This is a genomic window from Nostoc cf. commune SO-36 (assembly GCF_023734775.1).
Classification (GTDB): domain Bacteria; phylum Cyanobacteriota; class Cyanobacteriia; order Cyanobacteriales; family Nostocaceae; genus Nostoc; species Nostoc commune_A.
The window spans coordinates 20378-32108 of record NZ_AP025735.1; the positions used below are offsets into that span (position 1 = coordinate 20378).

General features: G+C 43.3%; 18 protein-coding genes. 12 read left to right on the top strand and 6 right to left on the bottom strand.

What is annotated here, in order from left to right; genetic code table 11:
• The first annotated feature begins 4 nt into the window (after positions 1 to 4).
• Entirely contained in the window at positions 5 to 601 is a 597-nt protein-coding gene (locus ANSO36C_RS33305) for a thermonuclease family protein (RefSeq protein WP_251961006.1), read from the top strand.
• A 1432-nt stretch (positions 602 to 2033) separates the two neighbouring features.
• On the opposite strand, the gene ANSO36C_RS33310 is transcribed toward ANSO36C_RS33305, so the two are convergent.
• A complete protein-coding gene (locus ANSO36C_RS33310) occupies positions 2034 to 2507 on the bottom strand; it encodes a hypothetical protein (RefSeq protein ID WP_251961007.1) in 474 nt (157 codons plus the stop codon).
• Positions 2508 to 2601: 94 nt separating this feature from the next.
• Between ANSO36C_RS33310 and ANSO36C_RS33315 the strand changes: the two genes are divergently transcribed.
• A complete protein-coding gene (locus tag ANSO36C_RS33315) occupies positions 2602 to 2820 on the top strand; it encodes a hypothetical protein (RefSeq protein WP_104910228.1) in 219 nt (72 codons plus the stop codon).
• 173 nt (positions 2821 to 2993) lie between these two features.
• Here the strand turns inward: ANSO36C_RS33315 and ANSO36C_RS33320 are convergent, their stop codons facing one another.
• Positions 2994 to 3200 (bottom strand): hypothetical protein, encoded by a 207-nt coding sequence (locus ANSO36C_RS33320; RefSeq protein ID WP_251961008.1) that lies wholly within the window; start codon positions 3198 to 3200, stop codon positions 2994 to 2996.
• On the opposite strand from ANSO36C_RS33320, the gene ANSO36C_RS33325 reads away from it, so the two are divergent.
• The 4 genes from ANSO36C_RS33325 to ANSO36C_RS33340 all read left to right on the top strand — a co-directional run bounded on the left by ANSO36C_RS33325 (position 3199) and on the right by ANSO36C_RS33340 (position 4845).
• Complete coding sequence (locus ANSO36C_RS33325) at positions 3199 to 3600, top strand: hypothetical protein (RefSeq protein ID WP_251961009.1); 402 nt, start codon at positions 3199 to 3201, stop codon at positions 3598 to 3600. The genes ANSO36C_RS33320 and ANSO36C_RS33325 overlap by 2 nt on opposite strands.
• A gap of 68 nt (positions 3601 to 3668) precedes the next feature.
• On the top strand, positions 3669 to 3914 hold the full coding sequence (locus ANSO36C_RS33330; RefSeq protein ID WP_251961010.1) for a hypothetical protein: 246 nt from the start codon (positions 3669 to 3671) through the stop codon (positions 3912 to 3914).
• Between the two features lie 77 nt (positions 3915 to 3991).
• A complete protein-coding gene (locus ANSO36C_RS33335; RefSeq protein WP_251961011.1) occupies positions 3992 to 4255 on the top strand; it encodes a hypothetical protein in 264 nt (87 codons plus the stop codon).
• Positions 4256 to 4362: 107 nt separating this feature from the next.
• Positions 4363 to 4845, top strand: coding sequence for a hypothetical protein (locus tag ANSO36C_RS33340; protein ID WP_251961012.1), 483 nt, complete (start codon positions 4363 to 4365; stop codon positions 4843 to 4845).
• A 57-nt stretch (positions 4846 to 4902) separates the two neighbouring features.
• Here the strand turns inward: ANSO36C_RS33340 and ANSO36C_RS33345 are convergent, their stop codons facing one another.
• Positions 4903 to 5112 (bottom strand): hypothetical protein, encoded by a 210-nt coding sequence (locus ANSO36C_RS33345; RefSeq protein ID WP_251961013.1) that lies wholly within the window; start codon positions 5110 to 5112, stop codon positions 4903 to 4905.
• Positions 5113 to 5137: 25 nt separating this feature from the next.
• On the opposite strand from ANSO36C_RS33345, the gene ANSO36C_RS33350 reads away from it, so the two are divergent.
• From ANSO36C_RS33350 to ANSO36C_RS33360, 3 genes are all read left to right on the top strand, one after another.
• A complete protein-coding gene (locus ANSO36C_RS33350) occupies positions 5138 to 5947 on the top strand; it encodes a hypothetical protein (protein ID WP_251961014.1) in 810 nt (269 codons plus the stop codon).
• A 148-nt stretch (positions 5948 to 6095) separates the two neighbouring features.
• Positions 6096 to 6272: a hypothetical protein gene (locus tag ANSO36C_RS33355; RefSeq protein ID WP_251961015.1), complete on the top strand. Its 177-nt coding sequence runs from the start codon at positions 6096 to 6098 to the stop codon at positions 6270 to 6272.
• A gap of 96 nt (positions 6273 to 6368) precedes the next feature.
• Complete coding sequence (locus tag ANSO36C_RS33360; protein WP_251961016.1) at positions 6369 to 6758, top strand: single-stranded DNA-binding protein; 390 nt, start codon at positions 6369 to 6371, stop codon at positions 6756 to 6758.
• A gap of 290 nt (positions 6759 to 7048) precedes the next feature.
• Here the strand turns inward: ANSO36C_RS33360 and ANSO36C_RS33365 are convergent, their stop codons facing one another.
• Entirely contained in the window at positions 7049 to 7264 is a 216-nt protein-coding gene (locus tag ANSO36C_RS33365; RefSeq protein ID WP_251961017.1) for a hypothetical protein, read from the bottom strand.
• Between the two features lie 531 nt (positions 7265 to 7795).
• On the opposite strand from ANSO36C_RS33365, the gene ANSO36C_RS33370 reads away from it, so the two are divergent.
• From ANSO36C_RS33370 to ANSO36C_RS33380, 3 genes are all read left to right on the top strand, one after another.
• Positions 7796 to 10201 carry a DEAD/DEAH box helicase gene (locus tag ANSO36C_RS33370; RefSeq protein ID WP_251961018.1) on the top strand — a complete coding sequence of 802 codons (2406 nt, stop codon included), beginning with the start codon at positions 7796 to 7798 and terminating at the stop codon, positions 10199 to 10201.
• A 4-nt stretch (positions 10202 to 10205) separates the two neighbouring features.
• Complete coding sequence (locus ANSO36C_RS33375) at positions 10206 to 10400, top strand: hypothetical protein (protein ID WP_251961019.1); 195 nt, start codon at positions 10206 to 10208, stop codon at positions 10398 to 10400.
• 150 nt (positions 10401 to 10550) lie between these two features.
• Positions 10551 to 10982 (top strand): hypothetical protein, encoded by a 432-nt coding sequence (locus ANSO36C_RS33380; protein ID WP_251961020.1) that lies wholly within the window; start codon positions 10551 to 10553, stop codon positions 10980 to 10982.
• A gap of 62 nt (positions 10983 to 11044) precedes the next feature.
• On the opposite strand, the gene ANSO36C_RS33385 is transcribed toward ANSO36C_RS33380, so the two are convergent.
• Positions 11045 to 11311: a hypothetical protein gene (locus tag ANSO36C_RS33385; protein ID WP_251961021.1), complete on the bottom strand. Its 267-nt coding sequence runs from the start codon at positions 11309 to 11311 to the stop codon at positions 11045 to 11047.
• Between the two features lie 40 nt (positions 11312 to 11351).
• On the bottom strand, positions 11352 to 11714 hold the full coding sequence (locus ANSO36C_RS33390; protein ID WP_251961022.1) for a helix-turn-helix domain-containing protein: 363 nt from the start codon (positions 11712 to 11714) through the stop codon (positions 11352 to 11354).
• Between the last annotated feature and the right edge of the window lie 17 nt (positions 11715 to 11731).

Below are 11731 nucleotides of genomic sequence, written 5' to 3' on the forward strand. Positions count from 1 at the left end.
TTATATGCCGAAAAAGCTCCTGAATAGCCCAGCTTTCCTAATTGCCTCTGTCGCTGCTATTGTTGCTGTAGCAGGTACATCCCCCAAAACTAGATCGCTTATAGAAGCGGCGGCGGATTCCACATCACCTCGCGCAATGGCACTGTCGGAACAATGGACAGTTGCGAGTGTTGCTGACGGGGACACGATTACTGTCCGTCGCAGTGGCGAAACTAAAAAAATCCGATTCTGTGGGATCGATGCCCCAGAAATTAAACACGGCAAACAACCGGGGCAACCACTTGGGCAAGAATCAAAAGCTAATTTGCAGCGTTTGGTTAATGAGGTAGGGGGCAAGGTATCAGTAGTTAGTATTGAGAGCGATCGCTATGGCAGAACTGTAGCTGAAGTTTTTTCCTCTAAGAATGGAATTGAGAAAAACTTCAATGAGGAGCAACTATCAAGCGGAAATGCGTATTTATATAAGCAATATGCTGGGAAATGCCCTAATAAACCAGTTTTTGAGAAGGTGGAGGCGATCGCACAATCTAAAAAGCTGGGTGTTTGGTCGGGTAACTACCAAAAGCCTTGGGAATATCGCAAGCAGCAGCGCAGCAGGTAATTTATTGCTGTGTACACTGCATAGCTTTTACCAATTAAAAGAGTTTTTTTGGAAACTGGCGGTAGCCGTGGCCTAATTTTGGCATGAGCCTAAAGAAAACGCGGCCTAGCCGGTCGAGAGTTACGTAAAAGTTTTTAACTTGTTCTTAAAACTAAATATATAAGGCAAGCTTTAAGATGATAAAAAAGCGCAAAGTGGGTGCGTCACGGTTTCCGTGCGCCCAACTTTGTAAGAAGGAAATTTTATAGATAATTTTTGGTGCGTCAGTCTCCGACCGACTTAAGTTGTTAGATAATTATCAAGCGAGGATTAATAGCAGAGCGATGTCTACGACGGGCTACCGCCTACGCAATAGTTTATTGAAAAGACTAAGCGCGTCAGTCTTTGACCGACTTGAGTTATTAGACAGTTATCAAGCGAAGATTTCTTAAGACTTGCGATGTCTACGACGGGCTACCGCCTACGCAAAAAGAATATTGTTCCAGTCATTCCATTGCGTTCCGGCACTGTCCGCTTTGAGTGGCCAAGTTTTTGCACTTCGCTGAAAGTCCCTGCCGCTCCCAGTACCTCCACTCCATTCCATTCCTTCCACGTTCTGCTCACTGCGTTTCGGTGCTGGTCGTTGAGTACCTAAAACCTCGGAAAAGATCGCTGTTACTTCGTAGTTATTTCCCTTCCTTGGAGTACCAAAGAAGGAGTCTTTTTTTAGAACCAAAGAGCTATTTTACCATGCCCGAAGACGGGCATGGAATAACTCTTTTTGGGGTTCTAAAAAAAGAATGGCAAATTGTTTTTTACTAAGAGATAAAAAACAAATTGCAGGAGGAAGAAGAAGAGAAAGAAAGAGGAGAGGTAAAGGTATCTCTGCAATCAAGAAAGAAGATCCTCAAAAAACCAGTGTTCGGTAGTTTAGCCACAACATCTCGAATTACGATCTTAAATCCACGATCAAAGGGTTTACAACTACCGTGAAGCGTCACCAGTTTTATATTTGATTTTTGGCCTTTCGGCAACCAGCTAGAGGTTTGTCTCCGTCGCGGGTTGGGTTTCCCCTCCGGCTGGTTAGTTTTGAGATTAGCTACCTGTCGTTTCGCTTCGCCCCCCGCGCGGGTTAGCTCGTTGCCTCCGGTCTTACGTCATCTCTAACTTTCTTTAGTATGCCATGTATACATGGATAAATCAATGGGTTTTAGCTCATCTTTAATAAAACTTCATAAAAGCTTTTCGTTCGTTTAACGATAGTGTAATCATCACTGCGTGATCTTCACTGCTCGTGAGTCTTGCGCTACGCGTCTCGACCCACATCGCCCGATCGCTCCACTCCCTGCGCTACATTCCGGGCTGTCGGAGCTAAAAGAGGCCTAGTTTTTTCACTTCGTTGCTAGCCCCTGCCGCTCCTCCAACCCTCCATTCCGCTCCGGTCGCTCCGCAGTTAGAAAAGACTCAACTGCTGTGGATCATCAAGCCAATCCGGCCGCCAGCTTCTATCGCCATATCTAAATTCAAAAATCGGAAATAAGTATATCTGCAATCCTCGATATTTAGCATAAGCAATTGTTAACCAAGTTCCACTACCACCACCAACAACATTAGACCCAGGCTTGCAAACATCAGGGCATAATTTATTAGGAAAAGCATACAACCAAGGGTCATTTAGTTGTGCGATCGCATCTATCATTCTTTTGCTACGTTTCGCAAACTGCCAGGGTTGTTTACCCTCAGTTTCAAACACAGTTAGTTGTTTTTCATAATACGGTGCAGCGCGTCTCACAAAGTTATCTAATCCGTCAGCGTCGCCCACGAACCAGTTAGCTTTATGAGTTGAAATAAAGTAAGCAAAGTCTTTATAAATTTTCTTCTCGTCGTCTTTAGTTAGATTTCTCGGCCCGCTAAATGCAATGTTCATATCTTTAATAAAACTTTATCCTACCTCTCAACTATACCATGTATACATGGATATTTATGATATAATATAGGTGTACCCGACCAAGGACACCAACATGACACCTGACAAAAAAGCACTATTAGACAAAGAATGTACAGCCTCAATTTTTATCCCTGAGCTTAACGATTACGTGGAGATTGTAGGCGGCAAATGCGAACAAATCGACGGCAAGCAGTACCTAAGAATTATTTGCGAAGATTCCAAAGGTAACGAAGTTTGCCTAAATCCTTCAGATTTAGAGCTTTACTTTAAGCGGTTTATTGTTCCGTTTTAATTAATCATCTCTGCGATCGCTCCTCATGTGATCGCTTCTCTTCATCCTCTAAGAAAATCCAAAGTATCCGACCATGACTAAATTTATCGTAGGCTCATACTACCAATGTAGATCAATCTGTGATTACAACTGCATATTCAAATATGAAGTAGTGGCAAGAACAAAGACTTTTATCACCATAAAAAGCCACAACGAAACAGTAAAAAGAAAGGTTTATCTAGATGGTACAGAAGAATATTGTTACCCGCAAGGTCAATTTTCAATGTGTCCCATTTTAAGGGCAAGTTCTGGTAATTAAATTTTTTAGCGATCGCTTTGAACGAGCGATCGCACCCTCTCTTCATTTCATCCTCTAAGAATTTTAAAAGGTATCCGACCATGACAGACTTAATGCTGCAAGAACTCAGAGAACATAACCCCGAAATCGACGAAAAAGACTGGATAATTTTAGAAGAACGTGCGATCGCTTTTGCGAAAGAAACGGAGCCGATGAGCGGAGACTTCCTAGAATTTGCAGATGGAATCATCCGGCGTATATCTCATGTTTGGCCAGATAGTGTTCAAAGTTCAACAAGTGGTAGCTGGTATTTGGGCTTATCTTATATGAGTTTTTCCGGGGGTTTATATACTGGGATTCCTAGTGAAACCCTTAGTATTCAAGAAGAAAAACGCATGGGATCGTGTTGGTTTTTCCATCACGGCTACCAAACAGCACACAATGCAATCAACGTTAAAGTTCCATGCAGGGTGTGGAAAACAACGTTAAACGCTAGCAGATAAACAACATTTTTGAGCGATCGCTCAACTAAAGCGATCGCTCTCTCTTCATCCTCTAAGAATTTAAAACAATGAGACATCCAATCAACCAACCTAAATACAGAATTAATCAAAAAGTGCATATTCCTTTGTGTTCAGAAGGAGGAATTATCAAGGGAATCAGATATGTAGGGAATGCAGATGACAACAACAAATTTAAGACCAACGGATGGGAGTACAACATTTATCATTGGTCTACTTGGAACTGTGTTTACATCTGCGATAGATGGAGCGATTGGGGATGGATAACAGAATCGGAAATAGACAAGCTTAACTAACTTTCAAGTGCGATCGCAATCTCTGCGATCGCTCTCCCTTCACTCATCCTCTAAGAAAATTACAAGGTATCCGACCAATGATTTTAGAATGGCCAACCCCAACCGTAACAGAAGATTTTTATAAAAATGATTGTCAATGGCGAGAAATCACAGAAGAAACTTATGATTGGTTTCTCGAATGTGTGCCGCCCCTCAGACAAAATGGCAGCTATTTTTTGAATGGTGAACCTTACACTCATCTTCGTAACGGTGAAGGTGTTTATTTAGGCTGCAAAGAAGAATCAGGTAGATATTACTGCCGATTAATGACTGTGAAACAGTACGACGAACGTAAGTTCTAATTCATAAGCGATCGCTTATAGGGTGCGACACCGAATAGCCCCGCGCAGCGATCGCTTCTTTTTTCCTCTAAGAATTTCCACCATCTCCACCCCCACCCACCCCCCAAATGCTCGAAGAACTTTGCACCTGCTCCGATACCTACGCTAAATACTCACATCTCATTAATCCATATTCTGAGAATTCAGAGAGTGAGCGATCGCTTTCACAATTGCAAGTTTCCATTCTCACCCCAGTTATTAACCGCTTCGGCGCTGAGAACTTTAAGCTTACTTATGGATTTTGTAGCAAAGACTTATTAAAATTCCTCAATCGTGAAAAGTCGCGCATTTACATAAAAGTTGACCAGCACATGGCAGCAGAGCGCAACAACAAAGGTAACTATTACTGCAAACATCTAGGTGCTGCTTGCGACTTTCAAATTGTGGGAGTTGAGAGTACAAAGGTTATTAGTTTCTTAAAAACTTTGAACTTTGATTCTATTTATTACTACGGTGAACACAAACCAATTCATGTAAGTTACTCGCAAACGCCACGGCGTAAAGTCTGGGAATTCACCGCGCAGAATACGCCAAGACCTTACGGCAATTAAAACTTGAGTTTAGTTAACAAGCGATCGCACCTCACGCGATCGCTTTTGTTTAATCCTCTAAGAATTTTGCTCATCGCGCTGCAACTTCTCTCTTACCGCCTGCCTAACCCAAGCGGCTTTTTGATCTCCGGCAACGGCAATAAATTTCTCATAAAGAGATTTGGGCATTCTGAACTGAACATTAGGGCTATCTATCGGCTCATCACCAGCCGGAACGAATAAACCACTCTCGCCCTGCTGAATTTCATAAGGTTTATCGCGCTTCATAATTTTCAAAATATTTTTCAATCTCATGATAACACCCTTGTATACATGGCAAGAATATGCTACCATGTATACATGGACTTTAAAAGGTATCCGACCAATGCCAACAGCAAGATTCTCTGCGAAACCTGCGGTACGCTCCGCTAACGCACACACCCGCGCTAACTATAATTACTCTCCTTTCCATCAATCTTTACTGCATGAAAATAATGGCGAGGACTATGCACTGCGCCACCTCTACAGCTTAGAAAATACAAAGGCTCTACTAACAAAGTGGGGCTGGACATCAGAACAAGTAAAAACTGGCATCGACCACGCGACCATAGACGTTTATAAAAATATTGTTTACCTCCATATCTGCAACAAAATTATTAAACGTGGACAAACTATTAAAATTCGTGGTATCTCTCGCTTTATTAGCAAGGCTGACTATGTAGGGATATTAATAGAGCGCTGCTGGGCTAAAGCTGATCCCTACAAATTAGAACCCGGTAGCGATTGGGATGAACTTATTGCTAGAGGTAATACGGGCGATTTTTATGAACTCAAGCTGTATAAGCATGAAGTGACTTGTACTTGTCACGCCTACAGTGGGATAGAAAAAGCTTTTGAGCAAGACAGCATTGCAACCAAACACCTGATGTTGAATGTTAAAACTCAGGGACAAATCCCAGATAAGCACATATTCGCAGTGTGGAAGTATATCGGTGCTGAAACTCAACGCCAGTATGAGTACTGCTGGCTAAATCGAAGAGACGCGGCAGTAAACGAGATGCGAGGTAAGCAATGGGAATTTGACCCTGATTTAGAACCAGAGCGAGAGTTATTGGACTGGTAAAACCCTAGTAAGACATTTCTGGCCGCCAGCCCACAGCCATAAGAGAGGGTATTGAGTCCGGGAAAAGCACAAACGTATCCGACCAAAGATCACTTATGCACATTCCATCGGGCAACTTTATTTTAACACCTCACTCAGGATCAAAACAATGACACTTGAACAAGCAATCGCCCTACTCAATGAATGTTTGGAAAAACTAAACAAGGTTTTTGAAAGTAAGGATGAACTTCTTCACTGGCATGAAAACTTTGGCAACAGCTTAGAAACTGCCATGACTTTAGTAGAAAACTGTATCAGTGATTTAAGCACAGACAACGACGAGTAAACCTATTGCGAGTAGTTTACCGCCGTAGGCATCGCTTAGTTTGCATCTAGGCGATCGCTGTCGAACTCACATTAATTTATCCTCTAAGAATCTATCATGACACCAGAACAAACTAATCTTTGGCTTGAAATTCAACACCGCCAGATGCTTGCATTAGAGCAAATAGCTGAGGCAATAAACAGGTTAACTCCTAACACTGCACCAAACTATCAGCGAAATATTGAGGAGTTCAAGCGTTTTGACTGGGCTAGCATTGACGTAATTGTTGAACGCTCAGACCAGTACGGAGCGGCGATAGTAACTTGGAAAGGATATCAGTTTATTAGGCGATCGCCATCTAATAAGTTTGGTGCTGCTGTCTGGTTTAGTCGCTGCACTGGTAAGGATGATGCAGGTGAGAATATTTACGAGCGGTTAATTACCTTCAAACCTGTATCTGATAAAGAAGTCGATCCGCTACCTGAGAAAGTTAGCCGTTATTTGTAATACATCGTGGGTTTCTCTTTTCAGCCAAAAATTGAGTGAGGCTTAGAGCCAGGCCAGCACGCATAACCGCCGCGTTTCCGCAGCAGTTTTTTCTTTGCTGTGTCTGGCTCTAAGGGCTGGCTTAGGGAACACTCAATTTTTGGCTGGCTCCTTTGTTTTAAATTCCCAAAAAAAGCGGAAAGTGCGTTGGGCGGCTCTGCCGACTTGTTCGCGCAGCGTCTCGTTGGCGGAGCCTCTCGTAGAGAAGAGAAGCAACTTTCCAAGAAAGGGGGACGTTGCCCCCCAACAAACTAACCAGCGAGAACCAACCGACCGCCAAACTGACGCGCCAACCGAGGCCGCCCCAAACACACCCGCACAACCACAGCCGGAGAGAGACACGGAACCGAGACCCGCCAACGCCGCCCTGTAAAACGAACGACACAAAAGGAACCAGGCCCGAAGAACTGGCCAGCCGCAGCCGCAGCAAAACGCACCGCCGCCAACTCAGACGCGAACGAACACACACACACCCAACTAGAAAACGCACGAGACGACGGCCGCACCACAGCAAGCCCAAGGCCAGGGAATGAGCGGGCCAACTCGACAACCTCAACCGCTAAGGGAGCGGGACAACCGACGAACGACCGACGAACGAGAGTGGACATAGCAGACCTCAACGCGAAACGACACACCGAGAAACCCCCGGCTATTTCTTTCTTGCGAAGCGTGTCAAGGGTGGCGGTGGGGGTCTGGGGGTTTCCCCCAGATATAAAAACGTAGTAACGATTTCCCGCCACTCGCGCAGCCCTTGACGCGCGTAGCCACAATAAAAAAGCCGGGGTAGCCCTGCGGCAATGAGCGCTCCCCTTGGGGCGGGGGGGGACATCGACCGACGAAGGAGGGAGTCAAGAAACTAACTGCGTAGCAACCTTATTCTTAATTCCGCGTAAGCGCTTTGTGGCTTGTTGCTGGCTAAAAAATACACTTAAATTAATTTATATCGAGTGTACACAGCATACATGATAAAATTTGCTTAGTATAAGAGGCAAGAACTTATGCCTAACCCACATCCTAAAACTGAGCATTTAACTAAGCAAAAAACGACGTGGAATAACCTTCCAACTAAAGCGGTAAGAGTGCCTGAGATATTCTTAGAGGAAATTGAAGGGTATGCGCGATCGCTGGATAATGGCTCTAGTCCTCTTGATTCCGTCATCTCTGCATTAGATAGACTTAAGCCAGATGAATTGAGTCAATTAAAACTGGCTGTAAGTTCTTTATGTGGTGATGATGAACCAGCACCAGCAGCGCAGCAAAGTCAAGATTTAAACTTTGTCCTTAATACTGTTAAATCCTGGCAACTAGAGGATGTTATCAAACTTCAGTTAGAATTACCTTCTATCATTGATGAGAAGAAAGAAGAGACAGCCGATCGCCGTTTAGAAAGAGCAATTTGTTATTTATCAGCACAATGTGATGGTGCTAGTTCAATAGATGGTCAGGGTTTTAACAAAGCTGATTCTGGTTTTGGTCATTGGTTAGCCCTTCAAATTAGACAACAAAAGCCACTGCTTCAAAGCATAGCTCTGGCTGCATACAACATGATTAAGAAGTATAGTAAGCAGTTGAGCCGTGCCGGATTGTCGCTACCTTTATGGGATGCGATCGCTCACCAATATCCTGTTGATTCACCACTAGTAAGAGTTATAAACGAAAACTCACTATCAATTACTCCAGAGCATAGAGTAGAAATCAAGGGCAATATGATTGCTGTGTACGCTCCTTACGACAAATCAGGTAAATTTCAGCGTGATTCTAAGACTATTAATGGTTGGGAATTTAAGGGTGAGGATAAATCGTGGCGTTTTCCTCTCTTGAAAATTCAGGAAGTCATGGAAAAGCTGACAAATGATCAATTTCACCTGACACCAGAAGTAGAAGGTGCGATCGCGCTTGCACAGAAAGAGCGTCAAGAAGAAGAAGCAGCTAAGGAGGCCGCAGCATTGGCGGTTGCTGATGGAATAGTAAGTTTAGTAAGAGCTGCTAATTTAGATGCACCTTTGGCTAATGGCTGGTATCTGCGGGATTATCAGAAAAAAGGTGTTGAATGGTTGTTAGCCCACCGTCGCGGTGGCATTTACACCGGGGGCATTCTTGCAGATCACATGGGATTAGGTAAATCGCTTGAGGCATTGATAGCAGCAAGAGCAATGCAGTGTACACACAATTGTCCAGTGTTTGTGATTGCTCCTGTATCTGTAATGGAAAATTGGGCAAAGGAAGCTGCTCGTGCGGAAGTTAAAATCGAGTGTTTCAGTTGGTCTAAAATGCCCAAGCCACTTGAGACTAAGAAGTATGTACTAATTTGTGATGAGGCGCATTATGCACAAAACATTAATAGCCAACGGACTAAGAAAATGTTGGAGTTGGCGCACCATGAGAATTGTTTAACAGCGTGGCTATTGACTGGGACACCAATCAAAAATGGCAGACCGATTAACCTTTACCCGTTACTATTTGCAGTTAATCACCCACTAGCGGCTGATAAATGGGAATATGAACGTCATTACTGCAATGCTCATCAAAAATCTATAGGTAGAAAAACTGTGTGGGATAACACCGGGGCAGCGCACCTGGATGAGTTAGCCGAAAAGACCGAGGATGTAATCTTACGACGAACTAAACAGCAATGTTTAACTGAATTACCGGATAAAACCCGACTACTTGAACAGGCTGAACTTGATACAAAACTTGCGGCTGAATACCAAGAAACAGTGCAATTATTGGTAGAAGACTATCGACGACGGGCTAACTGTTGGAAATTCAAAAATAATTTACCAATACTCTTAAAATCTCAATCCCTGAAAGTTTGGTTGAGTTGGGTATTAGCTTACAATCCTGCTAACCCTGAAGCAGAAGCGTTAGTAACTATTAATATCTTGCGGAAGGTAGGAAGTGAATTTAAAGTTGATGCAACGATCGCTCTTGCTGAAGAGCTTTTAGAACAAGGTCAACAGGTTGTAATCTTCACTGAATTTGTAGACTCAGCGAAGGCGATCGCAGTATCACTTGATGGTTTATTACTCACTGGTGAAACTAAACCAACTGAGCGACAGATTTTAATTGATCAGTTCCAATCAGGAGATAGCAAGGTTTTTGTCGGGACTATCAAAGCTGGTGGTGTTGGACTGACACTGACAGCTGCTAGTAATGTGATTATGGTTGACCGTCCTTGGACTCCTGGCGATGCAGAACAGGCAGAGGATAGATGTCATAGGTTAGGACAACAAAATGCTGTGTTTGCAACTTGGTTACAGTTAGGTCATGTTGACCAAGCAATTGATGATTTATTAATTCAAAAACAGCAGCGAATTGAGCTTGTATTGAAGGGTAAGAGAAAGACATTAAAAGGGATTAATTCTGCTAAAGATTTGGCTAGAGAGCTATTAGCTATCCTCTAAAAATATGACTAATCATTACGCTGAAATTCGTATTATGGCTACAGAAACAGATTTACAAGTTTGGCTGTGGCTACTGCATAAATTGCAAGATGATGACAAAATTCTTGAAATTGTGGAGGAGAGTAAACCCTATGCTAACAGGAGAGAGTCCAAGCTGTATCGAGTGTACATCAAGGCTAATGTAATTAGTGGTGAGTAGCGATCGCACTCTACGTTCATACGATGCCTACAGGGGCCATTCGGTGTTGCATTTTTCCTCTAAGAATATTTCATTGCTCCCAAGACCCAAAAAAGCGGTTACAAAGGTTATGCCTTATTATAAACTTATGGCATAACTCTTAGAACTGGTATGGAAGACAGCGATCGCATCAGCCAAATCATTGAAAAAATCAATCTTCTAGCCTCCATTAGGGAACAGCTATTAAAGGAGCCACTAGCAATCCCAGGCACTTGGATTCATGAATATGAAGTGACGCGAAAATACCGTAGCGGAAATATAGAAACTTACAGATACGCCAAATGGCAAGCGGACACACCAATTTTTAAGCGAAATCCCAAACCAAGAGGACATCTGCCAAAAAGGGGCAAAGACCCTGAATTTACCTGTCACCAACACATTGGGCGAGTCGGTAGCACTACAGGACTGGGGGCTGACTCAGAAACTGAAGCAGCTTATCAAGAGTGGGAGAACCGCAAGCAATTAGAGGCAATAGAGCAGTGTTTGAGTCAGATAGAATTGCTACTTAACAAAGTTATGCCAGAAAATGAAGAAAAGGCATAACCCTGTTAGCCGCACCGCGACCGCCGCCGCCGCGCGTGCGTACCGTACTCTTACTCTAAGAATCAACCCGCTCCCTCTGTCTTACCTTCTGAGGAATCATCAGAGGAAATTTTTCTAGCGATCGCATCCAATATCGTTGATATCTGGTCAGGGCTATTTAAATTAACTTGGTATACATTCGTAGCATGAACTTGATTACTCCCTATTACCACTTGTAAGCCAGGTTCGCCCAGCAGATGCTTGATTAATTTGGCTCTTTCCTCGGCATCCAAGCGATCGCTCTTTTCCATTAATTCTTTTAAAAAATCATTCTCATCATTATTTACCACAACAAGTGCCTAAATGTATATATCAAAATTTATCAGGCAATCATACTGCTACTTGCAGGTCACTGGTATCCGTATTTTTCCCAGATATGGCCCCTGGTTGTAATACCCATGCGGCTATGGCTTGCAGCATCTCAGCTTTCTCTTTTGGGGATGCAGTCTGAATTAATTGTGCTAGGCTCATTTCAAAAATACCCAGCCTTCCGAGCGCAGAAACTCTACAATCCTCTGGTAGAACGTTAAGAATTGAGAAGTAGTCACCCGCCTTAATATCTTGTTTCCCGTTCATAAAGCGGCTAAGTACACTGTTATCAATGCCAGCATCAGAGGCAATCTGTCTGGCAGTCATGCCCCCTTCAATAGCCTTATTTACGGCATCTATTAGTACTTGCTGGTGATTGATCATTGTTGTTGCAAATATAC

What these genes read in the sequence shown, in the direction of transcription:
- ANSO36C_RS33375 (WP_251961019.1), top strand. Translation starts at nt 10,206, where the DNA reads ATGACTAATCATTACGCTGAAATTCGTATTATGGCTACAGAAACAGAT.
- ANSO36C_RS33305 (WP_251961006.1), top strand. Translation starts at nt 5, where the DNA reads ATGCCGAAAAAGCTCCTGAATAGCCCAGCTTTCCTAATTGCCTCTGTC.
- ANSO36C_RS33320 (WP_251961008.1), bottom strand. Translation starts at nt 3,200, where the DNA reads ATGGTCGGATACCTTTTAAAATTCTTAGAGGATGAAATGAAGAGAGGG.
- ANSO36C_RS33360 (WP_251961016.1), top strand. Translation starts at nt 6,369, where the DNA reads ATGACACCAGAACAAACTAATCTTTGGCTTGAAATTCAACACCGCCAG.
- ANSO36C_RS33325 (WP_251961009.1), top strand. Translation starts at nt 3,199, where the DNA reads ATGACAGACTTAATGCTGCAAGAACTCAGAGAACATAACCCCGAAATC.
- ANSO36C_RS33350 (WP_251961014.1), top strand. Translation starts at nt 5,138, where the DNA reads ATGATAACACCCTTGTATACATGGCAAGAATATGCTACCATGTATACA.
- ANSO36C_RS33310 (WP_251961007.1), bottom strand. Translation starts at nt 2,507, where the DNA reads ATGAACATTGCATTTAGCGGGCCGAGAAATCTAACTAAAGACGACGAG.
- ANSO36C_RS33345 (WP_251961013.1), bottom strand. Translation starts at nt 5,112, where the DNA reads ATGAAGCGCGATAAACCTTATGAAATTCAGCAGGGCGAGAGTGGTTTA.
- ANSO36C_RS33330 (WP_251961010.1), top strand. Translation starts at nt 3,669, where the DNA reads ATGAGACATCCAATCAACCAACCTAAATACAGAATTAATCAAAAAGTG.
- ANSO36C_RS33380 (WP_251961020.1), top strand. Translation starts at nt 10,551, where the DNA reads ATGGAAGACAGCGATCGCATCAGCCAAATCATTGAAAAAATCAATCTT.
- ANSO36C_RS33370 (WP_251961018.1), top strand. Translation starts at nt 7,796, where the DNA reads ATGCCTAACCCACATCCTAAAACTGAGCATTTAACTAAGCAAAAAACG.
- ANSO36C_RS33340 (WP_251961012.1), top strand. Translation starts at nt 4,363, where the DNA reads ATGCTCGAAGAACTTTGCACCTGCTCCGATACCTACGCTAAATACTCA.
- ANSO36C_RS33335 (WP_251961011.1), top strand. Translation starts at nt 3,992, where the DNA reads ATGATTTTAGAATGGCCAACCCCAACCGTAACAGAAGATTTTTATAAA.
- ANSO36C_RS33315 (WP_104910228.1), top strand. Translation starts at nt 2,602, where the DNA reads ATGACACCTGACAAAAAAGCACTATTAGACAAAGAATGTACAGCCTCA.
- ANSO36C_RS33355 (WP_251961015.1), top strand. Translation starts at nt 6,096, where the DNA reads ATGACACTTGAACAAGCAATCGCCCTACTCAATGAATGTTTGGAAAAA.
- ANSO36C_RS33390 (WP_251961022.1), bottom strand. Translation starts at nt 11,714, where the DNA reads ATGATCAATCACCAGCAAGTACTAATAGATGCCGTAAATAAGGCTATT.